The 24,342-nt window shown below is 66.8% G+C and carries 22 protein-coding genes; 14 read left to right on the top strand and 8 right to left on the bottom strand.

Annotation, left to right across the window (positions count from 1 at the left end; genetic code table 11):
* Nucleotides 1–38: 38 nt before the first annotated feature.
* From hrpB to EV645_RS38760, 7 genes are all read left to right on the top strand, one after another.
* Nucleotides 39–2,564 carry an ATP-dependent helicase HrpB gene (gene hrpB, locus EV645_RS38790; RefSeq protein ID WP_206751466.1) on the top strand — a complete coding sequence of 842 codons (2,526 nt, stop codon included), beginning with the start codon at nt 39–41 and terminating at the stop codon, nt 2,562–2,564.
* Between the two features lie 403 nt (nt 2,565–2,967).
* Nucleotides 2,968–4,380: an N-acetylglucosamine/diacetylchitobiose ABC transporter substrate-binding protein gene (gene ngcE, locus EV645_RS38785; protein ID WP_130449762.1), complete on the top strand. Its 1,413-nt coding sequence runs from the start codon at nt 2,968–2,970 to the stop codon at nt 4,378–4,380.
* Nucleotides 4,377–5,372 carry a carbohydrate ABC transporter permease gene (locus EV645_RS38780; RefSeq protein ID WP_242000936.1) on the top strand — a complete coding sequence of 332 codons (996 nt, stop codon included), beginning with the start codon at nt 4,377–4,379 and terminating at the stop codon, nt 5,370–5,372. Before ngcE ends, EV645_RS38780 begins: the two co-directional genes overlap by 4 nt.
* The gene (locus EV645_RS38775) at nt 5,369–6,262 is read left to right on the top strand and encodes a carbohydrate ABC transporter permease (RefSeq protein WP_130449760.1); all 894 of its coding nucleotides are present in this window, start codon (nt 5,369–5,371) and stop codon (nt 6,260–6,262) included. The genes EV645_RS38780 and EV645_RS38775 overlap by 4 nt, the downstream gene beginning before the upstream one ends.
* A 21-nt stretch (nt 6,263–6,283) precedes the next feature.
* Nucleotides 6,284–6,850, top strand: coding sequence for a DUF6891 domain-containing protein (locus tag EV645_RS38770; protein WP_242000935.1), 567 nt, complete (start codon nt 6,284–6,286; stop codon nt 6,848–6,850).
* Complete coding sequence (gene pdxT, locus EV645_RS38765; RefSeq protein ID WP_130449758.1) at nt 6,847–7,440, top strand: pyridoxal 5'-phosphate synthase glutaminase subunit PdxT; 594 nt, start codon at nt 6,847–6,849, stop codon at nt 7,438–7,440. Before EV645_RS38770 ends, pdxT begins: the two co-directional genes overlap by 4 nt.
* A gap of 33 nt (nt 7,441–7,473) precedes the next feature.
* Nucleotides 7,474–8,235 carry a YebC/PmpR family DNA-binding transcriptional regulator gene (locus tag EV645_RS38760; protein WP_130449756.1) on the top strand — a complete coding sequence of 254 codons (762 nt, stop codon included), beginning with the start codon at nt 7,474–7,476 and terminating at the stop codon, nt 8,233–8,235.
* Nucleotides 8,236–8,251: 16 nt separating this feature from the next.
* Here the strand turns inward: EV645_RS38760 and EV645_RS38755 are convergent, their stop codons facing one another.
* Both EV645_RS38755 and EV645_RS38750 read right to left on the bottom strand, forming a co-directional pair.
* Nucleotides 8,252–9,061: a hypothetical protein gene (locus EV645_RS38755; protein WP_130449754.1), complete on the bottom strand. Its 810-nt coding sequence runs from the start codon at nt 9,059–9,061 to the stop codon at nt 8,252–8,254.
* Nucleotides 9,062–9,126: 65 nt separating this feature from the next.
* Nucleotides 9,127–11,670 (bottom strand): exo-rhamnogalacturonan lyase family protein, encoded by a 2,544-nt coding sequence (locus EV645_RS38750; protein WP_130449752.1) that lies wholly within the window; start codon nt 11,668–11,670, stop codon nt 9,127–9,129.
* A gap of 101 nt (nt 11,671–11,771) precedes the next feature.
* Between EV645_RS38750 and EV645_RS38745 the strand changes: the two genes are divergently transcribed.
* A complete protein-coding gene (locus EV645_RS38745; protein WP_130449750.1) occupies nt 11,772–12,980 on the top strand; it encodes an RNA-guided endonuclease InsQ/TnpB family protein in 1,209 nt (402 codons plus the stop codon).
* Nucleotides 12,981–13,013: 33 nt separating this feature from the next.
* On the opposite strand, the gene EV645_RS38740 is transcribed toward EV645_RS38745, so the two are convergent.
* From EV645_RS38740 to EV645_RS38715, 6 genes are all read right to left on the bottom strand, one after another.
* Nucleotides 13,014–13,901 carry a carbohydrate ABC transporter permease gene (locus tag EV645_RS38740; RefSeq protein WP_130449748.1) on the bottom strand — a complete coding sequence of 296 codons (888 nt, stop codon included), beginning with the start codon at nt 13,899–13,901 and terminating at the stop codon, nt 13,014–13,016.
* A gap of 26 nt (nt 13,902–13,927) precedes the next feature.
* Nucleotides 13,928–14,926, bottom strand: coding sequence for an ABC transporter permease (locus tag EV645_RS38735; protein ID WP_130449746.1), 999 nt, complete (start codon nt 14,924–14,926; stop codon nt 13,928–13,930).
* A gap of 16 nt (nt 14,927–14,942) precedes the next feature.
* A complete protein-coding gene (locus EV645_RS38730; RefSeq protein ID WP_130449744.1) occupies nt 14,943–16,499 on the bottom strand; it encodes an extracellular solute-binding protein in 1,557 nt (518 codons plus the stop codon).
* Nucleotides 16,496–17,113, bottom strand: coding sequence for a YesL family protein (locus EV645_RS38725; RefSeq protein ID WP_130449742.1), 618 nt, complete (start codon nt 17,111–17,113; stop codon nt 16,496–16,498). The genes EV645_RS38730 and EV645_RS38725 overlap by 4 nt, the downstream gene beginning before the upstream one ends.
* A gap of 201 nt (nt 17,114–17,314) precedes the next feature.
* Nucleotides 17,315–17,950 (bottom strand): DUF1961 family protein, encoded by a 636-nt coding sequence (locus tag EV645_RS38720; protein WP_130449740.1) that lies wholly within the window; start codon nt 17,948–17,950, stop codon nt 17,315–17,317.
* The gene (locus tag EV645_RS38715) at nt 17,950–18,969 is read right to left on the bottom strand and encodes a LacI family DNA-binding transcriptional regulator (RefSeq protein ID WP_242000934.1); all 1,020 of its coding nucleotides are present in this window, start codon (nt 18,967–18,969) and stop codon (nt 17,950–17,952) included. Before EV645_RS38715 ends, EV645_RS38720 begins: the two co-directional genes overlap by 1 nt.
* 232 nt (nt 18,970–19,201) lie before the next feature.
* Here EV645_RS38715 and EV645_RS38710 point away from each other — a divergent pair, with 232 nt between their 5' ends.
* The 6 genes from EV645_RS38710 (at nt 19,202) to ruvB (ending at nt 24,204) form a co-directional block, all read left to right on the top strand.
* Complete coding sequence (locus tag EV645_RS38710) at nt 19,202–19,804, top strand: mycothiol transferase (protein WP_242000933.1); 603 nt, start codon at nt 19,202–19,204, stop codon at nt 19,802–19,804.
* 331 nt (nt 19,805–20,135) lie between these two features.
* Nucleotides 20,136–20,627 carry a hotdog fold domain-containing protein gene (locus EV645_RS38705; protein ID WP_130449738.1) on the top strand — a complete coding sequence of 164 codons (492 nt, stop codon included), beginning with the start codon at nt 20,136–20,138 and terminating at the stop codon, nt 20,625–20,627.
* A gap of 69 nt (nt 20,628–20,696) precedes the next feature.
* A complete protein-coding gene (locus EV645_RS38700) occupies nt 20,697–21,854 on the top strand; it encodes a GNAT family N-acetyltransferase (RefSeq protein ID WP_130449736.1) in 1,158 nt (385 codons plus the stop codon).
* Between the two features lie 72 nt (nt 21,855–21,926).
* Nucleotides 21,927–22,523, top strand: coding sequence for a crossover junction endodeoxyribonuclease RuvC (gene ruvC / locus EV645_RS38695; protein WP_130449734.1), 597 nt, complete (start codon nt 21,927–21,929; stop codon nt 22,521–22,523).
* A gap of 22 nt (nt 22,524–22,545) precedes the next feature.
* Nucleotides 22,546–23,148: a Holliday junction branch migration protein RuvA gene (gene ruvA, locus EV645_RS38690; RefSeq protein WP_130449732.1), complete on the top strand. Its 603-nt coding sequence runs from the start codon at nt 22,546–22,548 to the stop codon at nt 23,146–23,148.
* Nucleotides 23,149–23,151: 3 nt separating this feature from the next.
* Nucleotides 23,152–24,204, top strand: a complete 1,053-nt coding sequence (gene ruvB, locus EV645_RS38685; protein ID WP_130449730.1) for a Holliday junction branch migration DNA helicase RuvB — start codon at nt 23,152–23,154, stop codon at nt 24,202–24,204.
* Nucleotides 24,205–24,342: the final 138 nt, after the last annotated feature.

Raw genomic sequence — 24,342 nt, 5'->3', positions numbered from 1 at the left:
TGGCCCGGCGCCGGCCGCTGGTCGGCTAGCGTCGGGGTGTGTTGTTGCCTGAACCGTCCGTACCCGGAGCGGATCTGCCGGTGCGGGCGGTTCTGACTGCCGTGGTCGATGCGGCGCGTTCGCGCGGTACGGCGGTGCTGGTCGCGCCGCCGGGATCGGGGAAGACGTCGCTGTTACCGCTTGCGCTGGCCGATGCGCTCGAGGGCACGATCATCGTCGCCGAGCCGCGCCGGATGGCGACCCGCGCGGCCGCGGCCCGGCTGGCGATGCTGGTCGGCGAACCGCTCGGTCAGCGGATCGGCTACGCGATGCGTGGTGAACGCAGCGGCGGCAAGGGACTCCGCGTCGAGGTCGTGACGACAGGGCTCCTGGTACGGCGTCTGCAGCAGAACCCCGAGCTGCCCGGTGTGGCCGCGATCGTGATCGACGAGTGCCACGAGCGGCACCTCGATGCCGATCTGCTGCTGGCGTTCTGCGTCGACATCCGGGCGAATCTTCGGGAGGACCTGGCGATCGTCGCGACCTCGGCCACGCCTGACACGACCAGGCTTGGCCGGGCCTTGGGCACCGACGGTCCAGCTCCCGTGATCACCGCGTCCGCTGCTCTGTACGACGTGGCGGTCGAGTGGGTCCCGCCGCCGGTCGCCGTACCGCTGCTTCCCGGCGGCCGGGTCGACCCGCGATTGCTGGATCACGTCGCGGACGTCGTACGGCGTGCGCTGACCGAGAACGACGGCGACATCCTCGTGTTCGTGCCGGGGGAGGCCGAGATCAACGGTGTGACTCGCCGGTTGGTTGGCGAGAATGTCCTGCCGTTGTTCGGTCGCCAGTCGAGGGCTGAACAGGACCGTGCGTTGGCGGCGGCCGACATTCGGCGGATCGTGGTCACGACGTCGGTCGCGGAGAGTTCGCTGACGGTGCCCGGCGTCAGGGTCGTGGTCGACTCGGGTCTTGCCCGGGAGCCGCGGACCGATCAGTCCCGTGGCCTCGGCGCGTTGGTCACCTGCCGGGTTTCGAAATCGTCGGCCGACCAGCGAGCGGGTCGCGCCGGGCGGGAGGCGCCCGGCCGGGTCTATCGGTGCTGGTCTGCCACCGACCACTCGCATCTCGACGACCATCCGGCGCCGGAGATCGCGATCGCCGATCTGGCCTCCTTCGCCCTCGACCTCGCGGCCTGGGGTGCACCCGCCGGCGACGGGCTGACCTTGCTCGATGCGCCGCCCGCACCGGCGATGACTGCCGCGACCGAGTTGCTGCGCCGCCTCGATGCCGTTGACGACGGCGGCCGGATCACCGCGCGGGGACGGCGGATGGAGGCGATCGGGGCGCATCCCCGACTGGCTCGCGCGCTGCTGGACGGTACGCCGAGGGTCGGCGCCGACCGGGCACGTGAGGTCGTCGCGATGCTCTCCGACGACTCCGGCCGCGACTTCGGCGATGATCTGCCGGCCCGCTGGCGAGCCCTCCGCCGCGGCCAGGACCGCGGCGCCACGGCCCGCTGGCGAGAAGAGACGAAGCGCCTCGGGCGGGACGCGATGGCCGGCGCAGGGACGGGCGCCGGGACAGGCGCACGGACAGGCGCAGTACCGGATGATCTTGCGGTCGGGATCGTGGTGGGACTGGCTTATCCAGATCGGATTGCGCGGGTCCGGGGTGCCGACTCCGCGACGTACCAGATGTCCGGTGGTACGGGTGCTGCTCTGGATCCGCAATCGCCGTTGCGGACGACTCCCTGGCTGGCGATCGCGGTCGCCGACCGGGCACCCGGTCGCGCCGACGCCAGGATTCGCTCCGCGGCGCCGATCGACGAGCAGACCGCGCGAGACATCGCCGGCGACCTCGTCTCGACCACCGACCAGATCCGCTGGGACGACGGCCGGATCGTGACGCGACGCGTCGAGGCGTTCGGTGCGATCGTGCTCAACGACGTACCGCTGGCAAAACCCGACCCGCTGCTCGTCCAAGCGGCCGTCCGCGACGGCATCCGGCGCAGCGGTCTGTCCGTACTGCGCTGGTCGGAGCCCGCACTCGCCTTGCGGGAACGGCTCGCGTTCTGCCACGCCCACCTCGGCGCTCCGTGGCCCGCGGTCGACGATGCGGCACTGCTGGCCGATCTCGACGAATGGCTCGGTTCCGAGCTCGCCTCGGTGCGCGGTTCGCGCGATCTTGCCCACATCGACGTGGCCTCGGCGCTCCGGCGACTGCTGCCATGGCCCGCAGCAACCCGGTTCGGCGAACTCGCGCCGGAACGGCTCCAGGTCCCGTCAGGCTCCGAGGTGCGACTCACGTACGACGGGGCCGAGCCGCCGGTCCTCGCGGTGAAGCTGCAGGAGGTATTCGGCTGGACCGCCACGCCGGCCGTCGCGGACGGTCGGGTCCCGGTCGTCCTGCACCTCCTGTCGCCCGCACGACGTCCGGTCGCTATCACCAGCGATCTCGCGTCCTTCTGGAAACAGGGATATCCGCAGGTCCGAGCCGACTTGCGAGCCCGCTACCCCCGCCATCCGTGGCCGGAAGATCCCCTCACCGCCATCCCCACCAAGCGTGTGAAACCTCGCCGGTGAAGCGGATAACCGCGGTGTTCAGTTGCCCGCGGCCCACAATGTAAGGACAAGTTGTGAGGTCACGAAATGGGATCGGATCCGGCGCGTCGGTCGCGGTCCCGGTGAAGGACGGCAAGCGTGGGGACGTGTGCTGCACAAGGGGTTCTGGGGTGGCCGGCCGTCATTTGCCGGGTCTGGGACCCGCCGTCGTGAGGCTTGACGCCGAACGACTTTGGCAAAGACAATGCGTAATCACTTCGGGCGGTAGCACGTCGGAGTGCGCCCTGCCGCCATTATCGTGCGGCTGGACCGTGGGCAGTCAGCAGCGACGAGCGCTGACCGGCCACGGGCCGGGGGGATGTTCACCACAAGGGGCAGGTGTGATCAGCACCGTCGGGAATCTAGCGAGAAGAGGCAGGACCAAATGAGCGAGACCAGCAAGATCGGGCGACGGAGTCTCCTGCGGGGGAGCCTGGCGGCCGCCGCGGTGCTTCCCCTCAGTGGCGTGCTCGCCAGCTGCGCCGGTAGTGGCAGCGACAACAACAGCTCGCAGCAGGGCGGGGCCAAGAGCTCGGACAACCCGTTCGGTATGGCGGACAAGTCCAGTGTCGACGCGGTGATCTTCAACGGCGGGTACGGCTACGACTACGTGCAGTTCGCGGCCGACATCGCGCAGAAGAAGCAGGCGGGCTCGACGTTCAAGGTCTCCCCGTCCACCCAGATCGCCCAGCAGCTGCAGCCGCGCTTCGTCGGCGGCAACCCGCCGGACCTGATCGACAACTCCGGCGCGAACCAGATCGGCTTCAACACGATCCTGGACCAGCTGGCGACGCTCGACGATGTCTTCGAGGCCAACAACTACGAGGGCACGAAGATCGCCGACACCCTGTACCCGGGCGCCAAGAACCCCGGTACCTTCGACGGCAAGTTCGTCGCGATGAACTACGTGCTGACGTTGTACGGCATCTGGTACTCCGACAGCCTGTTCAAGGCGAACGGCTGGGAGCCGCCGAAGACGTACGACGGCCTGCTCGACCTCGGCGCCAAGGCCAAGGCCAAGGGCAAGTACCTGTTCGTCTGGGGCAAGGAAGCCGCCACCTACTACCACACGATGGCCGTCGACGGCGCCATCAAGGAGGGTGGCGACGAGGTCCGGCTGGCGCTGGAGAACCTCAAGGAGAACTGCTGGTCGATGCCGCAGTTCCAGGGCATCTTCAAGGCCATGGAGACCATGGTCAAGAACGGGTACTTCGTGCCCGGCGGCGCCGGTACGCAGTTCACCGCCGCGCAGGCGAAGTGGAGCAACGACCAGCAGGCCATCCTCTACCCCTCGGGCTCGTGGATCGAGAACGAGATGAAGAAGGCCACCAAGTCGGGCTTCGACATGAAGGGCGTCCCGGAGCCGACCCTGACCGAGAGCCCGAAGCTCCCGTACGAGTCGCTGCGCTCGGCGGCCGGTGAGCCGTTCATCGTCCCGGCCAAGGGCAAGAACGCCGCCGGCGGCAAGGAGTTGCTGCGGGCCATGCTGTCCAAGGACGCGGCGACCAACTTCGCCAAGACCCGGCTCGCGCCGACGATCGTCAAGGGCCTGGTGCCCGCCGACGGTTTCGGTTCGACCGCGCTGCAGTCGCAGACCGCGATGCTGGACGCCGCCGGCACGAACGTCTTCGACTACCAGGTGTTCGGCCTGTACGGCATGAACACCGACCAGCTGGTGGTCTGGAACTCGTTCCTGTCCGGCCAGCTGGACGCGGCGGGCCTGACCAAGGGCCTGCAGCAGATCACCGACAAGGTGCGCAACGACAGCTCCGTCAAGAAGATCCCGGTCACCAAGTGACCACGACGCAAGAGGCTGTGCCGGGAGGCGGACCCAAGCGGTCCGCCACCCGGCGCCGCCGGCCGCTGACTTTCGACCGCATCAGCTTCATGGTCGTGTTCCTCGGCCTGCCGCTGGCGGTGTTCGTGGTCTTCGTGGTCTCGCCGTTCGTGCAGGCGCTGTACTACTCGCTGACCGACTGGTCCGGTTTCAGCGCGGGGCAGAACTTCATCGGCTTCGACAACTACGTCAAGCTGTTCCACGACGACATCTTCCTGAAGGCCGTCCGCAACAACATCGAGCTCGCGATCGTCGTGCCGATCGTGACGATCGTGCTGGCGCTGACACTGGCCACGCTGGTGACGATCGGCGGTTCGGGCACCGGGACCGTTCGCGGGCTGCGCAATTCCGGCTACTACCGGATCGTCTCGTTCTTCCCGTACGTGATCCCCGCGATCGTGATCGGCCTGATCTGGGCCCAGGTGTTCACGCCGGGCTCGGGCATCCTGGACGCCGTACTGTCGAAGATCGGGCTGCACCAGTTCGAGAACTATGCCTGGCTCGGTGACGCGCGGACCGCGATGCCTGCCTCGATGTTCGTGATGATCTGGGGCTTCGTCGGCTTCTACATGGTGCTGTTCATCGCCGCCATCCGGGGGATCGACCCCGAGGTGTTCGAGGCGGCCCGCATCGACGGCGCCGGCCGGTTCCGTACGGCGCTGTCCATCACGGTGCCGCTGATCCGGGACAACGTGCAGACGGCCTACATCTACCTCGGTATCGCCGCTCTCGACGCCTTCGTCTACATGCAGGCGCTGAACCCCGGCGGCGGGCCGCAGAACTCGACCCTGGTCATGCCCCAGCAGTTGTTCACCACTGCCTTCACCAAGGGGCAGTTCGGTTACTCGACCGCGATGGGCGTGGTCCTGGCCGCGGTGACGATGCTGTTCGCGCTCCTGGTCTTCGTCGTGAACGCCCTGACCGGCGGACGTGAGCGGAAGGTACGACGATGACAACCACTACCGCCGACCGGGCCGACCTGGTCGCCGATTCCCGCGCACCCCACCCTGGGTCCCGTGAGGGCAGGGGCGTCGCCACGACCGCCCACATCGCGCTGATCCTGTGGTCGCTGCTGGTGATCGTGCCGTTGCTGTGGACGCTGCTGTCCTCGTTCAAGTCGACGCAGGAGGTCCTGGGCAACCCGCTGACGCTGCCGCACAAGCTGCGGTTCGAGAACTACGCCAACGCCTGGACGACGGCCGGCATCGGTCGCTACTTCGCGAACACCGTGATCGTCGTGGGCTGCGCTCTGGTGCTGGTGATGATCCTCGGCGCCATGTGTGCGTACGTGCTGGCCAGGTTCACGTTCCCCGGCAACCGGCTGATCTACTACTCGATGCTGGCCGGACTGACGTTCCCGGTCTTCCTGGCGATCGTGCCGCTGTTCTTCACGCTGAAGAACTTCGGCCTACTCAACACCCTGCCTGGGCTGATCGTCACCTACGTCGCGTTCGCGCTGCCGTTCACCGTCTTCTTCCTGCACTCCTTCTTCAAGGCGCTGCCGGGCGAGATCTACGAGGCGGCGCAGATCGACGGGGCCGGCGAGTGGCGCACGTTCTTCTCGGTGATGCTGCCGATGGCAAGGCCGGGGATGGCGTCGGTCGCCATCTTCAACTTCCTCGGGTTGTGGAACCAGTTCCTGCTCCCCGTCGCGCTGAACACCGACTCGAAGAACTACGTGCTCTCGCAGGGCATGGCGTCGTTCGCGTCGCAGGCCGGCTATGCGGTCGACTTCGGTGCACTGTTCGCGGCCGTGGTGATCACGGTGGCGCCGGTGCTGGTCGTTTACATCATCTTCCAGCGTCAGCTGCAGGTCTCGGTCACCGCCGGAGGCGTGAAGTAGCGCCTGAACTACCCTTGAGCAGTGACAAGCAACTTGCAGTCGGTGGACGAACGGACCGCCCGGGAGCTGCGTGGCCTCGCCCGCGTCCTGGTGCGGTCCGGGTACGCCGACCACGCCGCCATCACGGCTGCCCTGACGGAGGCGGTCCGCGAGGACGCACCGTCGATGGATCCGGCCGCCTTGGTCCCGCTGCTGATCGGTGAGGCGGTGATGGACCTCAACGCCGACGCCGCGACCTGGCCGGAGAGCACCGACACGGACAGGCTCGACGGCGTACTCGCGGAGCTCGAAGCGCTGGGCGTGGTGGTGGTCCGGTACACGTCGGACCACCACGAAGCCCGGGCGGTGCTGGAGGCCGCAGAAGGTCCGCAGGGCCTGGTGTTCTTCACCGACACCGACGTGTGGCACGCGGTCGACTTCGGCATGCTCGAGCTCAAGCTCTGGCACCCCGACACCGCCAACGTGGCTCCCGGGGAGCCGCTGCTGGAGGACGTGCTGGAGCTCCTGCACCGCAACGACCTCCCCGCCGTCTTCGACGAGGGCCGGATCGAGGTCACTCTCAACTGGCAACGGAGGGTGACGCTATGACAGTCATCGGCGTCTTCGCCCTCCAGGGCAATGTCCGTGAGCACCTGGCAATGCTGACCGAGGTCGGCGTCGAGGCGCGGCCAGTACGGCGTCCGTCCGAGCTGGAGCAGGTCGACGCGCTGGTGCTGCCCGGCGGCGAGTCGACCACCATGTACAAGCTGGCGCGGACGTTCGAGCTGTTCGAGCCGCTGCAGAAGCGGATCGCGGACGGGATGCCGGTGTTCGGCACCTGCGCCGGGATGATCATGCTGGCCGACCAGATCACCGGCGGGACCGCCGACCAGGAGACCCTCGGCGGACTCGACGTGACGGTACGCCGGAACGCGTTCGGCCGGCAGGTCGACTCGTTCGAGGCTGATCTCGAGTTCACCGCTTTTGACGCGCCGTACCACGCCGTGTTCATCCGGGCACCGTGGGTGGAGCGGGTCGGACCGGACGTAGAGGTACTCTCGACGGTGAGGTCGGGCCCTGCCACAGGTAGGATCGTCGCGGTCCGCCACGACCGGCTGCTCGCCACGTCGTTCCATCCGGAGATGACCGGGGACGCGCGGCTGCACGGCTACTTCGCCGAGCTGGTCCGGGCCCACTGAGTCGTTGTTGTAGGTAGAAGGGTTGGTTTCGCCATGTCAGGCCACTCCAAGTGGGCCACCACGAAGCACAAGAAGGCCGTCATCGACGCGAGGCGCGGCAAGCTCTTCGCGAAGCTGATCAAGAACATCGAGGTGGCCGCCCGGATGGGCGGCGGTGACCCCGGCGGGAACCCGACCCTGTACGACGCCATCCAGAAGGCGAAGAAGACCTCGGTCCCGAACGACAACATCGACCGCGCGGTCAAGCGCGGATCCGGTGCGGAAGCGGGCGGCGCGGAGTACCAGACGATCATGTACGAGGGCTACGGCCCGAACGGCGTGGCGATGCTGGTCGAGTGTCTGACCGATAACCGGAACCGGGCCGCCGCGGACGTCCGGACGGCGATGACGCGCAACGGCGGCTCGCTCGCCGACCCGAACTCGGTCGCGTACCTGTTCAACCGCAAGGGCGTCATCGTCGTCGCCAAGGAGCAGGACGGGAAGTCGCTGTCCGAGGACGACGTGATGGAGGCCGTGCTCGAGGCCGGCGCCGACGAGGTCAACGACCTCGGCGAGTCCTGGGAGGTCGTCACCGAGGCGACGGACCTGGTCGCGGCCCGGACGGCGCTGCAGGACGCGGGGATCGACTACGACTCCGCCGACGTCCAGTTCGTCCCGTCGATGACGGTCGAGCTCGACGCCGACGGCGCCGCCAAGATCTTCCGCCTGATCGACGCGCTCGAGGACAGCGACGACGTACAGAACGTCTACGCGAACTTCGACGTGTCCGACGAGATCATGGCCGAGGTCGGCTGACCCGCGCAGGCAGAGCTCACATTCCGAGGGCCTTTCCGTCGATCACCTGATTCGCCGGAGGGGCCTTCGGCGTTGTGACCTTGTTGTACTCGCTGAAGCTCAGCGCGTCGGCGCCGGACTCGAGCCGGACCGGGCGCGCGGTGGCGGTGTCGACCCACAGCGTGCCGTCGCCGTCCCCGAGGCCGACCGACGGGACACCGTCGACGGTCCTGGGTGCGGTCTTCTTGAGCGAGCCGCTGGGCTCGAACAGCGTGTCGAAGAACTCGGCCTTGCTGGCGAACAGCGCGAAGTTGCCGAGGTCCTTGTCGCTCATCGTCGTCCGGATCCACCGGCCGTCGATCAGCCCGACGATGGCGTCCGCCTCGGCCTTGGACTTGGTCTGCGTCTGCCAGAACTTGTTGCTCATCTTCAGGTACGCCGTCTTGCCGATCACCATCACCGACATACCACCGTCGCTCGTGGTGATCGACCCCTGGCCACCGTTCTTGGTGACCCGCACGTCGAGGACCATCCGCTCCTTGCCGTCGGACACGGCACCCTTCATCCGGACGCTGGTGGCAGCCTTCGCGGCAGCCTGCGTCTTGGTGAGGATCGTGGCCGCCGAGAGGCCGGCAATACTGCTCGCCGGCGGCGTCGAGGGAACGGGGATGGTCGGCTTTTCCAGCACTGCTGACGGTGTGGTTGTTGGAGTGGTTGTTGGAGTGGCTGCCGGCGCAGGTGTCGGTGTGCTCTCCACCGCGTCATCACTCGCAGCCTTGGGCCCGCCGCATCCTGCGACGAAGGCCATCAGCGCGATCGCACCCACAGCTGACCGATTCCCGAGCATCCTGCTCTCCCCCCAACGACGAAACAGATATCAGAGAGATGCACGCCAGACCGGAAAAGTTGCGGCTAGGTCCGGTGTTCCGGGATCAGCGCGAGGTTCTGCATGGCTGCGAGCGCGTACTGCGCCGCGCCGTTCGTACTGACGAATGCCGCCTCCTCGACCGGCATCAGCGCCCCGTGGACCGTAGTCGTCTTCCACTCCGTCTCACGCTGCATCGCGTTGCGGTTGAGCTGATCGCCCTCGTCCACGAAGAACTTCCGCCACGCCAGCCGGGCCAGCTCGGTGTCGCCGGTGCGCGCCGCGGCGTACGCCGCCAGCCTGCTGTGAGCCTGCACGAGTGAGATGCCCTGCAGGGGCTGTCCGACCTCCGCGGTCTGCTCCCCGGGCGTCAGCAGGTACAGCCGGCAATAGTCGAGCCACGCCTTCTCGAACCCGGGTACGTCGAGGTCCAGATCGATCAGCTCCGAACAGATCTCGGGCAGCCCGAACAGCGAGGACAGGTGTGAGACCGCGATTGCTCGCCGGCTGGTGTCGAAACGCCCAGTGGACAGGTCGAGCCGTGCATTGCCGGTCAGGAACCCGTAGTGCAGCGTCGCGATATCAGTCATTGTCCCGACCAGCCGCGCCCGGGCTCGCTCATCGCCGTGACGTTCCCACCGCGTCAGCCACGCTGCAGCGAGCGCGCCCCAGTCCACGCCCAGTTCGATCGAGAGCGCATGCGGGTCGGGGGAGTAGACGTCCGGCCGCACCTTGCGCTGCGGATCGATTCTGAGGAAGGCGTCGTCGATGGTGGCCAGCTCGTCCAACAGGTCACCGGTCCGCTCGTCTGCGGTCAGGTAGTAGTAGAAGCGCCGGTAGATCGCGCTGGAGATCCGCACCTGCTTGCAGCTGCAGCCCCAGTGCTGGACGTTGTGCCGTGACCCGAGCCCCTTCCAGCGGCCCAGATGATGTACGTCGACCTCGCCGGTGTGCCGCGTCATCGCCTCCGCGAACCGAAACACGTCCGCGCGTCCGGTGCGCAGGTACTGGTACCAGAGCCAGAGATCCGGCGACAGCTCTGAGTTGTCCCACGCGTACCCGCCCACGTCGTACCGCCACGTGTGCCGGTCGCGGTCGTAGGTGTGCATGACGTCGCCGTAGTCCCAGAACCCGTACCAGCGGCGCTGCTCGCGCTGACCGACGTAGTACTGGAAGAGGAAGTTCAGCCGGGCTTCGATGTCCTGGTGGTCGGCGGTGGGCAGACTCCAGGTGCCGAAGACACCTGCCTCCAGCATCCTTGCCGGTGAGACGGTCAGTAGGCCGGGGGAGTTCAGCAGCGCCACGTGTTCCGCTAGCTCGTCTGCCGAGGGTGTGGCGTCGTGGACGCGCAGATTGAGCTCATGGGTGCGGGCGATGCCTTGAGCGTTGCCGAAGCCCGGTTCGTAGTCCTCGTAGGTGACCTCGAGCCCTTCGAGCTGTTCGGCGTACGTGTCCTGGTCCATGCCGTCGTGCCAGTACCGCACGTCCATCGCCGGCGCGCTGGGCGACCACATCCACACCGTGGCCGTGGCGAGGTCGGTGGCCGCGTTGCGGATGTCGAGCCGTGTCGGGTGCAGCTTCCAGAAGTCGCGCAGTCCGAATCCCAGTCCGCCGCTGACACCGCCGAGGTACCCGTAGCCGGGCGATCTGGTCCCGGACGGGATCGTGACCCAGCCCTGTCCCGGACCAGTGCGTTTGCGCAGGGTGAAGCCGTCGGCGCTGCTCTGGTCGAGGGTGTAGTCGTTCCACTGCGGGATGAGGTGCAGGCGGTCGGCCACCTCCGGGTTGGGAATCTCCTCGATGGCGCGACCGGCCACTTGGGCTTGCTTGACCTCTCCACCTGGGTCACGGCGCAGACCGGTCAGACCGCGGACCGCCTCGGTCAGGAAGCCCGACGGACCGGCTAGTCGGATGTGCCGGTTGTGCGGGTCGTCGCGCATCACCACGTCCGCGGCGAGCCCGAGACCGGCCAGGAAGTCGCGGTCCGGATCGCCGTCCCAGATGAAGCTGTGCACGATCCGTACGTCTTTGGCGCCCGCGTAGAAGTACAGCCGCACGGAGAACGGCAGCCAATCGCCGTGCTTGCCGGTTACCTTGATGACGGCCCGCACTGGACCGTCCTGCTCGACAACAAGAGTGTCGACGATCGCCGTGGTCTGCTCCCGCGCGGTCGTACCGGAGTCGTTGTTCGGCTCGTCCTGGCGAAGACTGACGAGCCGAACGTCGCGGATGACTTCCTGATCCCCGGAGGAGATCGAGGTGATCAGGTGCGGTGCGCGCAGGATCCAGCTGATGTCGCCGGACTTCACCCGCACTTCGCCGTCGGCGCGTTCGACCTCGACCGGATTGGCAGGCGTCGCGGGCTCACCGGCGACCAGCTCGTACGACGATTCGGGCCGTCCCGACGGACCGATCGCGTGCGCGGACCACTTGATCGATCCATCCGGCCACGCAGCAGTCGTCCAGCTCTGCACCGGCGTACCGTCGGCAATCGTGAATCGGGTGCCCTGGGCAACCGTCCCCCGCGGCCACGGAATGCCCCAGGAAACGCCTTGCCTACATGGAGTTTCCAGCCACTGGAGCGTCGTCATTGGACTTGTTGCGGAGAATCCCCGTCCTTCAGGGCGGAGAGGGACCGCAACTGCCTCCCTTCAAATGAAAACTGTCGGTAGCGTGTGATCGGATATGTGTTGTGTCCCGCTACCGCCTCGCACCCACTCCGGCCCAGGCGACTGGGTTGTTGGAGCACTGCAGGCATGCGCGGTACGTGTGGAACCTGGGTTTGGAGCAGCGGTTGATGTGGCGGCGCGGCCGTCCCGCTGCCCCGGGGTATGTGGCGCAATCCGCGCAACTCACCGAAGCCCGAGCGGCAGAGTCGTGGCTGCGGGCTGGGTCGCAGACCGTGCAGCAGCAGGCGTTGCGGGATCTTGACCAGGCATGGCGGAACTTCTACGCGGGGACGCACGGCCGCCCGACGTGGCGCCGTGAAGGTGTGCACGAGGGGTTCCGGATCGTCGGGCCGGCGGCTCAGCGGGTGGACAAGCTGAACCGGAAGTGGGGCCGGGTGTTGGTGCCGAAGGTCGGATGGATGAAGTTCCGGCTCACCCGGAAACTGCCGGACGCGAAGTCTTACCGAGTAACCCGCGACCGGGCCGGGCGTTGGCACATCGCGTTCGCTGCCATCCCATCCCCGATACCTGCACCGGGCACCGGCGATACTGTCGGGGTGGACCGAGGCGTCACCGTCTCGGCGGCCCTGTCGACCGGGGAACTGCTGTCGTGTCCGGGGTTGTCGGGACGGGAACGGACGCGACTCAAGCAGCTGCAGCGCCGCCTCGCCCGGTCGAAACGCGGCAGTAACCGGGGTGCCAAAATCAGGGCTGCCGTTGCACGATGGAAAGCCCGCGAGGCGGATCGCCGTAAGAACTGGGTCGAGCGGACCACCACCGACCTCGCGCGCCGGTTCGATCTGATCCGGGTCGAGGGCCTCAAGATCCGTGACATGACGAGGTCGGCGCGGGGCACGGTCGAACGGCCGGGGCGGAAAGTCCGGCAGAAGGCCGGGCTCAATCGCGGCATCCTGGCCAATGCGTGGGGGCAGTTGGTGGCCCGGCTGGAGCACAAGGCACCAGGACGGGTCGAGAAAGTCAACCCTGCGTACACGTCGCAGACCTGTAATGTCTGTGGGCATTGCGCGCCGGAAAACCGCGAGAGCCAAGCGGTGTTCCGATGCGTTGCCTGCCGGTTTGAGGCCAACGCAGACGTGAACGCGGCCATCAACATCGCACGCAAGATCGTACGCAACGTCGCGGCCGGACGGGCCGTGAACGCACGCGGAGAGAGCGCCGTACTGGTCTCTGAGAAGCGTGAACCTCAACACGCACCTCCATCGGTCGCGTAGTTGGAATCCCCCGCCTTCAGGCGAGGGAGGACGTCAATCCTTCACCGATCCGATCAGGACGCCTTTGGCGAAATGCTTTTGCAGGAAGGGGTAGAAGAACAGGATCGGCAGCGTCGCGACCACCACGACCGCGAACTTCAGACCCTGCTCCGGAAACGTCACCGTCTCCAATTGCTGCAGCACGTTTGCCGAGTCCGCGTTGGCCGCGGTGAGTTGGCGGACGATCATCTGCAGCGTCCACTTCTTGTTGTCGTCGATGTAGAGCAATGGTGACATGTAGTCGTTCCAGATCCCGACCGCGTAGAACAGCGAGAACGTCGCGATGATCGGTTTCGACAGCGGCAGCACGATCCGCAGGAACACGTTCAGCTCGTTGCACCCGTCGATCCGCGCCGCCTCCTCGAGCACCTCCGGTAGTTCCTGGAAGAAGCTCTTCACGACGATCAGGTAGAACGGGTTGATCGCCAGCGGCAGGATCAGCGCCCAGTAGCTGTCGAGCAGCCCGAGATCACGCACCACGAGGTACGTCGGGATCATGCCGCCGCTGAACACCAGCGTGAAGATCACCAGGTTCAGCACGAGCGCCCGCCCGGGCAGGAACCGCTTCGCCAACGGATACGCCATCGTCAGCGTGAGCAGGAGTTGTACGACGGTGCCGACCGCGGTCACGCCGATCGTGGTCAGCAACGCCCGGACGAAGGTGTCGGTCGAGAAGATGTACTGGTACGTGTCGGTCACGAATCGCTTCGGCCACAGGAAGAACGGCCGCGAACTGATCTCCGACTCGGTTGCGAACGACCCGGCAAGCACGTACACCAGCGGGAGCACCGTGACGATCGCCAAACCGCTGAGGAAAAGCACATTCAGCACATCGAAGACGCGGCTGCCGACCGAGTCGTAGTACCGGACTCTTTGTTTCATCGCTTGCCCTTCCCGGAACGATTCGCTCAGAACAATCCGCGCTGGCCGAGACGCTTGGCCAGGAAGTTCGAGCCGAAGATCAGGATCACGCCGACCACGCCCTTGAACAGGCCGACCGCCGTCGCGTAGCTGAATGCGCCCTGGGTGATGCCGATGTAGTACACGAACGTGTCGAACACGTCCGCGACATCACGGTTCAGCGAGGTGGTCATCAGCCAGATCTGCTCGAACCCGGAGTCCATCAGATGCCCGGACGTCAGGATCGCCATCACCACGATCGTCGGCCGGATCGCCGGCAGGGTGATGTGCCAGAACTGACGCCACCGGCCGGCGCCGTCCACCCTCGCCGCCTCGTACAGCTGTGAGTCGACCCCGGCCAGAGCGGCCAGATAGATGATCGTGCCCCAGCCGGTCTGCTTCCACAGCAACTGCAGCACGATCAGCGGCCGGAACCACTCCGCTTGCGCGACGTAGTCGGTCTTCTGCCCGCCGACGATGCTGTGGATCCAGTTCGCGATCACGCCGAAGTCCACCGAGAACAGTAGGTAGGTCAGCGAAGCGACGATTGTCCACGATAGGAAGTGTGGAATGTAGACAAGCGACTGCACGGACCGCTTCAGCACGTTGACCCGCAGCTCGTTCAGCAGCAGGGCGACGATGATCGGCGCCGGGAAGACGAAGAGGATTGTCAACAATGCGAGCAGCAGAGTGTTGAACATCAACCGGCCGAAGTCCGGCCCGGTGAACAGCTCGTGGAAGTGCTTCAGTCCGACCCACTCGCTCCCGGAGTACCCGAGGAAGGGCACGTAATCCTTGAACGCGATCGTCAGGCCGTACATCGGCAGGTACTTGAACACGACGAAGTACGCCAGACCCGGCAGCAGCAACAGGTACAGCCAGCGGTAGCGGAGCAGGTCCCGCCACAACGGCTGGGCCCGGGTACGGCGTTTGCGCTTCGGGGCGGGCGCCTGCCGCGAGGTTCCCGCGGCAGGCTGCACCACCTCCGGCACCAGATCGGTCGCCATTTCCATCCCCCCGGTATCAGCCGCCGGCCTTGGCGAGGTCGTTGACCTCCTTGGCGATCTGCGTGCCGCCGCCGTCGTACCAGCGCTGGATCTGCGCCTTCAGCTGGTCCTCGGTGATCGCGCCGGACAGGTACTTGATCCGGGCGTCCGGAATGATCGTGTCGAGCGTCTGGCCCTTCGCGACCGAGGTCGGCGCGATGATGCTGAGCGACGGGTTGAAGACGGCGGTCTTCAGGTCCTCGTTCATCAGTACGTCGAACTTCTCCCGCATCTTCCGGCTGGCCTCGTCGTCCGGCCGGAGTGCGTAGGCGCCGAGCCCGACCGACGCGCGCGTGCCGAGCTGGATGAAGCCCTTGTCGACGTCGTTCTGGATCGCCTTGACCTTCGGGTCGTCCTGGTTGATCGGTACGGCGTACTGCCCGTCGGCCTTGAAGTTGCGGCCCTCGATGCCGTTGGTCAGCAGGATCGAGCCTTCCTTGGACTCGAGCTTGTCGAGCGTCTTCAGCACGTCGTCGAGCTGGTCCTCGGTGCGGACGTGCTGCTTGGAGATCGCGATCACCATGTTGTAGCCGGTGAACGGGTACGAGTGTTTCTCGCCGTCCGGGCCCTTCAGGTTGCCGACCAGCGTGACCTTGTCGAAGTCCTTCGGGTTCTTCTCCTTGAACAGATCGAGCAGCTGGGTCGCCCGCACGTTGACGTCGATGATCATGCCGCCCTTGCCCTGCACGAACGGGTCGTTCCAGTTCGCGCTGTCCAGGGTGGCGAAGTCCGGGTTGATCAGGCCTTCCTTGACCCACTTGCGCAGCCATTCGTTGGCGGCGAGGAACTCCGGGGTGTCGAAGCCGGGGACCAGTTTGCCGTCGCGTTCACCCCATCCGTTCGGGGCGCCGAACCAGGTCTCGACCACGTCGTACGGGCTGGCGCTCGCGTAGTTGCCGGGCCACTTCGGGATGATCAAGCCGTACGTGTCCTTCTTGCCGTCGCCGTCGGGGTCGCGCTCGGTGAACGCCTTCGCGACGTTGTAGAGGTCCTCGACGGTCTGCGGCTCCTTGAGACCGAGCTTCGCGAGCCAGTCCTTGCGGATCACGATGCCGGAACGCAGCAGCGGCCGGACCCGGTAGATGCCGTACGTCTTGCCGTTGGTCTGCGAGTTCTTAGCGGTCTGCTCGTCGGCCGGCTTCAGGTTCGGGTACTTGTCGAGCTTGCCGGTCAGGTCCCAGAACGCGCCGGCCTCGGCGGCCTTCACGAACGACGGGCTCTTCTCGTTCGCCACCATCACGTCCGGGATCTTGTCCGACGCGAGCGTGACGTTCGACTTGTCGCCGTACTCCGCGTTCGGCACCCAGGTGATCTTGAGCTTCTTGCCGATCAGTTTCTCGACCGCCTGCTGGAGCTCGCCGTTCGCGTCCGGCGCCGTACCGAACAGCGGCGCCATCACCGTCAGTTCGTTGCTCGAGGCCTGGCCTTCGCTGTCGTCGCCACCGCCGGAACAGGCCGCGGAGGCGAGCAGTGCCGTGGACGTTGCCATCGACAACATGGCTACGGCGATGCGCCGTTTGGAGAAGATGTTCATCGGTTCCCTTTCAGATGCAGACGCGCTTCGTTCTCGGCGAAGAAGCGCAGGCAGAGCCAGGTGTCGAGCTGGATCCACGCGCCGCCGGCCAGCACGATCCCGAGCACCGGGAACTTGGCCGACAGGTAGGCGATGGAGAGCGCGACGAACAGCAGGACCAGCGACGACGCCGGCCGCGCGAGCGCGACCAACGATGCCTTGGGCAACAACGTGCGGATGCCGAGGTCGTAGTGCACGGCCATCGGCAGCGCGTAGGCGGCGATCAGCCCGAGCGCGACGAGCGCCGCGAGACTCGCCAGCCGGGGGAGTGCGGTGCCGAGCGCGGCGAAGTACAGGTAGTTGCCGATCAGTACGACGCCGAGCGCGACGAGTGGGAGTACGACGAGGGTGCCGCGGCGGAACTCCTGGCGGAACGCGGTACGGAAAGCAGGCAAGGCGTGAAACGATTCACCAGAAGACCTGCGTCTAGCCAGGGAATATGCCGCGAGCGTGGCCGGGCCGATACCCAGCGCGATACCGCCGAGCAGGGTGAAGAGGATCCACAGGGCGTTCAGTTTGATCGCCCAGACGACTTCGTCTGTTGCGTTGTAGAGCTTGATGGACCAGCCGCTCATGGTGCCTGCCTAGATGCTTCGGGCTGCTTCGGGCGAAAAGTGATGTGACCATATAGTTGAATCGTCTCAACGTCAACGCTTCGGAAAGCGTTTGTCAGAGACTGGTCACGGCAGTGATCCTGAGACAGGATCCGGCGAGGAGAGACCCGCAGCAGTAACCTGAGACCTGCTATTACAGGTCCCAAGTTGCTGGTGCGGGTCTCAGCTCCGGGGCGAGAGGCCGGTGACGCCCAGGTTCGCGTATTCGCCGATCATCGGGGCCATCTGACGGAAGCCGAGCTTGCCGCCTGGCAGGGGACGGTCGTCGTACCAGCCGAAGCTGATCAGGTCGTTGACCGCGAACGTGATCTCGCCGCCGCGCAGGTCGAGACGCAGATGGTACGGGCCGTCGGCGTCGTCGACGCCCGGGATCGGGTCCGCGCCCTGTGCGACCAGGTGGAAGCCGTAGCTCTTGCGCAGATTGCAGGTGTGGAAGGCGCGCTCGGCCGGCCAGCGGCGACGGAAGTACGAGACGTGGTACGTGTCGAGGTCGCCGTGGTGGTACTGGTCGTACGGACCGGTGCGCGGCTGGAGGTCGAACAGGTCCTCGCCGTGGCGACCCCTCGCGTGGAAGAACAGGATGCACAGGCCGGGCTCGCGGATAGGCCAGAAGTCCCACTCCACGGTGATGTTCGGCGGAAAGTCCTCCGGACACCAGAGCACGATGTTCGCGTCGTCCTGCGTGCTCTCCAACCGAAGTCGCCCGAGCGGGAAGGACATCGCGCCGGCGCCCTCGAGCTTGAACCCTTCAAGATCGGCTGGTGACGCTAGCGGATTCGCGTAGTTTCTGGCCGACATCAGCGACGGCGTTTGAAGTCGCTGGACTCGCGGACGATCAGGTCCGGCTGGAAGATCACCTGGCGGTGACGATGGCGGTCCGATGATTGGACCTCCTCCTGCAGCAGCTCCATTGCGGACCGGCCGAGCAGCTCGGCCGGCTGGCGCACCGACGATAGCGGTACGGCGGCGGCGCGCGCGAAATCGATGTCGTCGTACCCGACGATCGCCATGTCGCGCGGCACCCGCAGTCCGGCAACGGCCATCGCCTGGAGGAATCCCAGTGCGAGCAGGTCGTTCGCGAGGAACGCCGCGGTGGGGCGGGAGCGGACGGGCATCGCGGCGATGCGTTCGCCGATCGCGCGTCCCTCGACCACGCCCATCACGTCGACCTCGTAGTACTGCAGGTCGACATCGTTGGACTCGGCAACGATCGCGGTGATGCCGGCCTTCCGGTCGGACACCTGCTGCATCGTGAAAGGCCCACCGATAAAGGCGATCCGGCGATGTCCGGCCTCGATCAGATGGTTGCCGGCAAGACGCCCGCCGAGGTGATCGTCGACCGACACCGAACACAGTCCGCGGTCGGCGGCGCGGTCGACGAGAACCACCGGCGTACCGCGTTCAACCAGCGCCGTCAGCTGCGGATCGCTGCTGTCGAAGGGCGTGATGAGGATCCCCATCACCCGCTGCTGCTCGAGCTGATCGAGGTGGTGGCCTTCGCGCACCGGGTCGGTCTTGCTGTTGCAGAGCATGACCAGGGTGTCGTGCTCGTACGCCAATGCCTCGGCGCCCTCGGCCAGATCGGTGAAGAACGGGTTCGCAACATCAAGCACCACAAGCCCGACGGTGCGACTCTTCCCGGCCCGCAGATGCCGCGCCGCCTCGTTGCGCACGAACCCCAGCGCGTCGATGCTCTCCTGCACCCGCTGCCGAGTATCCGGAGCCACAATCCCCGGCCGATTCAAGAAGTTGCTGACAGTCCCCACCGAAACGCCGGCCCGCCGCGCAACCTCCTTGATGCTGGGCGTCCCCATCATCCCCCATCCACCCGCAGCCACCGTCCCACGCAGTCTAGCCACCCCCGATTGAATCGTCTAAATCCCCCATCACACCGTCCAACGGACACCGCTTCGCGGCTGTCTTGCTGGCCGACGGCGCGACCGTCGACGATCCGACTCGTATGCGGCCAAGCACGCCACCTGTTGGCATCGAAGTGGTTGGTGGGGATTCCGGAAGGGGATCGTCCGGATGCGGTCCTACGCTGCCTGCATGGACACGAATACTGCTCGGCCCTCGGCGTTGACGCGCGCACCTGGGTTCACGCCCGGGCGTCCTCCGGAATGGGACATCGACATCTTCATGCGCGGCGATGAGCTCCAGACAGCACTCCTCACTCTCGAGCGCAATCGTCGTACGTTCGCCTGGAAGTGCTGGGGCGTGGACTCGGACGGCCTTCAATTGCGCCTCGGCCGGTCTGCGATCACGCTCGGCGGACTTCTCAAGCACTTGGCGCTCTGTGAGGAGATGAAGTTCCAGAGCGACTTGGCCGGCATGGAGCTGCTGCTCGAGTTCCGCGACGTCGGCCACGACTCCACCTGGGAGACCTGGGCTTGGGAGTCGGCCAAGGATGACGATCCCGACGCGCTCCGCGACCTGTGGGTGCGGGCGGTACACCGCTCCCGCGACACGCTCGCCGGCCTCCTCGCCCAGTCAGGTCTCGACTACGCCCCCGAAGGCGGCATGAGTCTGCGGCGGCTGATCAGCGATCTCATCGAGGAGTACGCCCGCCACACCGGGCACGCCGACCTACTGCGCGAAGCATTCGACGGCTCCACCGGCGAGGGCCCACCACACGAGTTCCCCGTCCCCTAGCGCCCAGACCAGCATGAGACCTTGACGGCCGCCCTGCTGAACCGACCGGCTGGACGGCCGAGGAGAACTCACCAGAAGTGACGCCGAGGACATCTGCTCTCCAGGATGGCGGACGGCGCTGGCCGCGCGTCAGAGGCAACGCATGAGTCGGCGGGAGGTGCCGCGGGGCGCCGGATCGGGTTGCCGGGCTGGCGCATCACAGTGGTTGGTACAGCGGGGCCTCCAAGCGGATACGTACGCCGCCGGAGGTGGCCGAAGGGCAGTCGCTGCGGAGCGGTGTCCTTCAGTGCGGCTCTTCACGGGATATGTGACTCGTGGGTAACATGCGGGTATGGCCAGTCAGGTGTTGGGGTTGTGGGAGCGGTTGCGTGGGGTCCCGGGTGGGGAGCGAGTGTTCTCTTGGGGGTTTACCTGGAAGGCGCCTTACTTCCGGTCGGTGCGGCCGCGGTTTGTGCAGGTGAGTCCTAACTTTGCGGCGTTGACGTTGCCGAAGCGGCGGGCGGTTCTGAACCACATCGGGACCGTGCATGCGATTGCTGTGTGCAACGGGTTGGAGGCGGCGATGGGGGCGCTGGCGGAGGCGACGGTGCCGGCGGGGAAGCGGTGGTTGCCAAAGGGGATGGAGGTTTCGTACCTCGCCAAGTCGACGTCCGATCTGGTCTGTTCGGCTGAGACTGATCCGGACACTTGGACCTCGGGGCCTGAGGTGCCGGTGCGGGTGAAGGCGACTCGGGACGACGGCACGGTGGTCGTCGAGGGAGTTATCCACCTCTGGGTCACCGACAAGAAGACGTCGGCCGAGCGGGTGGCGAGCAAGAAGTAGGTCTGAACACCTCGGCAACAGGTGGAAATGGGGCCGCGTCGGTCGGCTCGTGGGACGTAGGGTCGGCGCGTGACTGACTTGCGGGTGGTGGACGTTGTCGAGGAACAGCTCGATGCGGTGTGGGAGGTGCGGATTCGATCGTTCGGGCCTGGTGGGGACCGGGACGAGTGGAAGAAGAATGCGCTCACCTTCATGGACGGGCGGTTCCTCGGCGTCGTCGACGGGGACCAGCTTGTTGCCGCGGCGCGGATCTGGCCGTTTGAGCAGTGGTGGGGTGGACGGCGGGTCCCGATGGGCGGAGTGGCCGGCGTAGTCGTCGCACCGGAGTACCGCGGTCGCGGTGTGGGCAGTCTGATGATGCGTGCGGTGCTGCAGCGGTGCGTCGACAAGGGGTACCCGCTGACGGCTCTGTATCCCGCGACGACTGTTCTCTACCGGCACCTGGGCTACGAGTTCGCGGGTAATAGGTACAAGTTCTCCTTCCAGGCCGCTGATCTGCGGACGCTGGGCGGCAAGGGTACGGCGGTCCGGAAGGCGAGCCGCGCTGATGCGGACCTGCTCCTGGAGCTCGCCGGGAAGAACCATGAGGCGAGGCGTTCGAGCGGTCCGCTGATCTGGCCGCGTACTGAGGTCGAGTCCTGGCTGGAGGACGAGGACAACTTCGCGTACGTCGCCGACGACGGCTTCGTGGTCTACAACTGGTCCGACGGTGACCTGGCTGTAGACGAGCTCATGGCAGGCTCCGAGGAGACTGCTCGCGCTCTCTGGGCGACCGTTGGCTCGGGCGCGTCGATCGCGAAATCGGTCAAGGCGTACTGCCCGCCGTTCGACCCGATCCATCTGCTCGCCGAGCACGAGGCGGACGGCGATACGCGGATCAACCGCTGGATGCTCCGGCTCACCGACGCTCCGGCCGCCATCGCGACGCGAGGCTTCCCGGAAGGCGTCGTACTCGAGGCTGACCTGCGGATCGACGATCCCGACCTGCCCGCGAACACGGGCGACTGGCACCTGTCGGTCGCCGACGGATCCGGCAGCCTCACGCCCACGGGCAGCCCGAACGACGCCCTCCGCTGCGGCCCACGTGGACTAGCTGCGCTGTACGCCGGTACGCCACTTGCGGCCCTTCGCGGAGCCGGACTGGTCACCGGGGGAGCGCCCACCACGGACGCCGGACTGGATGCGGTCTTCAGCGGACCGACGCCGTACATGCTCGACTACTTCTGAGTTCGGCGCGTCGATTTCGTCAGTCGCGAGACCGCCGTCTAGGGTTATCGAACAAACGTTCGGAGGTGGTCCATGCGGGTGCTCGGCGTCGACCCGGGACTCACCCGGTGCGGCCTCGGCGTCGTCGAGGGTACGCCGGGGAAGCCTCCTGCACTGGTCGCGGTCGGAGTGATCCGGACGCCGGCCGATCTGGATGTGTCCAAGCGACTCGTCCAGATCGAGGCGGAGCTGGACGAGTGGATCGCCAAGTACCAGCCGGACGCGGTCGCGGTCGAGCGAGTGTTCGCCCAGCACAACGTCCGGACCGTGATGGGGACTGCTCAGGCCTCCGGGGTGGCGATGGTCGTCGCGGCTCGTCGCGGGCTGCCGGTCGCGTTGCACACACCGAGTGAGGTGAAGGCTGCGGTCACCGGATCGGGCCGGGCGGACAAGGAGCAGGTGACCACGATGGTCACCCGGATCCTCAAGCTGAGCGAGCGTCCGACGCCGGCCGACGCCGCGGATGCGCTGGCGTTGGCGATCTGTCAGGTGTGGCGTGGTGGCGTGGCCAGCAAGCTGCAGGAGGCGGCGTCCAGCCGGTCAAACCTCGAGGCTTTGGCGCAGGCGCAGTCCCGTCTGCAGATGGCAAGATTGCGGGCCGCGGTGGCGGCCCAGCAGGGCAAGCGGTGAGCACGGAAACGGGAGGTTGGCGATGATCGCCTTTGTGCGTGGACCGGTGGCGGCGATCGGCGTGGACAGCGCCGTGGTCGAGGTCGGGGGAGTGGGCCTGCAGGTGTACTGCGACCCGGGCACCCTGGCTGGCTTGCGACCGGGACAAGAAGCCCGGATCTCCACGTCGATGGTGGTCCGCGAGGACTCCCTGACCCTGTACGGGTTCGCCGACGACGACGCGAAGGACCTGTTCGAGCTGCTCCTGACCGCGTCCGGTGTCGGTCCGAAGCTGGCGCAGGCGGCGCTCGCGGTGCTCAGCCCGGACCAGTTGCGCCACGCGGTAGCGACCGAGGACCTCGTCGTACTGGTGAAGGTGCCGGGCATCGGGAAGAAGGGCGCGCAGCGGATCGTGCTGGAGCTGAAGGACAAGATCGGTGCGCCGTCGAAGACGGTGACGGGGCGGCCCCTGCAGACGCAGGAGGCGTGGCGGGAGCAGGTGGCGGCCGGTCTGGTTGGCCTTGGCTACTCGGCTCGCGACGCCGAGGACGCGGTCACCGCAGTGTCACCACTGGCTGCGGACAGCTCGACTCCGGCAGTCCCCGACCTGCTGCGTGCCGCGCTGCGCGTGCTCTCGAAGGCGTAAGCGATGGAAGACAACGTCCGGCCGCTGGTGTCAGCCGACGCCGTGGATCTCGAGGAGCGCAAGATCGAGTCCGCGCTCCGGCCGCGCACGCTGGCCGAGTTCGGCGGTCAGCGCCGGGTCAGCGAGCAGCTCGAGCTGGTGCTGCACGCCGCCCGCGGGCGCAATCGGGCGCCCGACCACGTGCTGCTGTCCGGCCCGCCCGGCCTCGGCAAGACCACGCTGGCGATGATCATCGCGAGTGAGCTGTCCGCGCCGCTGCGTGTGACGAGCGGCCCGGCGATCCAGCACGCCGGCGACCTCGCCGCGATCCTCTCCGGGTTGAGCGAGGGCGAAGTGCTGTTCCTCGACGAGATCCACCGGATGTCGCGCCCGGCCGAAGAGCTGCTGTACATGGCGATGGAGGACTTCCGTGTCGACGTGATCGTCGGCAAGGGGCCCGGCGCGACCGCGATCCCGCTCGAGATCCCGCCGTTCACGCTGGTCGGGGCGACGACCCGGGCCGGTCTGCTGCCGGGGCCGCTGCGTGACCGGTTCGGGTTCACCGGTCACCTGGAGTTCTACGAGTCCGCCGAGCTGGAGAAGATCGTCAACCGCTCGGCCGCCCTCCTCGAGGTCGACATCACCCCGGAGGGCGCGGCGGAGATTGCCTCGCGCTCCCGCGGTACGCCGCGTATCGCGAACCGGCTGCTCCGCCGCGTCCGCGACTACGCAGAGGTGCGGGCGGACGGCATCGTCACCCTGGCGCTCGCCAAGTCGGCCCTAGAGCTGTACGAGGTGGACAAAATGGGCCTCGACCGGCTCGACAGATCCGTTCTGGACGCCTTGTGCCGCCGTTTCGGGGGCGGACCGGTGGGTCTTTCCACGCTGGCGGTTGCGGTCGGCGAAGAACGTGAGACCGTGGAGGAAGTGGCCGAACCATTCCTGGTCCGGTCGGGCTATCTGGCCCGTACGCCGCGCGGTCGCGTCGCCACGCCCGCGGCGTGGCGGCACATCGGGCTGAAGGTCCCGAAGGGCGCGACGTTCGCCGACACGCTCTTCGACACCGATGAGGACTAAGGAGACCGACCCCAACTGAACAGCGGACGTCGGGGAACGTCCGCGGGCGCCGGAGCGTAGTTACTGCAGTAGCGAGTAACTCAAACGTGACCCGGTGTCATGAGGTACTTGTTGCCGCTCAGGGTTAGACTCCCCGGT

The sequence above is a fragment of the Kribbella rubisoli genome (genome assembly GCF_004217145.1).
Taxonomy (GTDB): Bacteria; Actinomycetota; Actinomycetes; order Propionibacteriales; family Kribbellaceae; genus Kribbella; species Kribbella rubisoli.
Note: the sequence above shows the minus strand (reverse complement) of the source record. Positions and strands in the feature narration are given on the sequence as shown.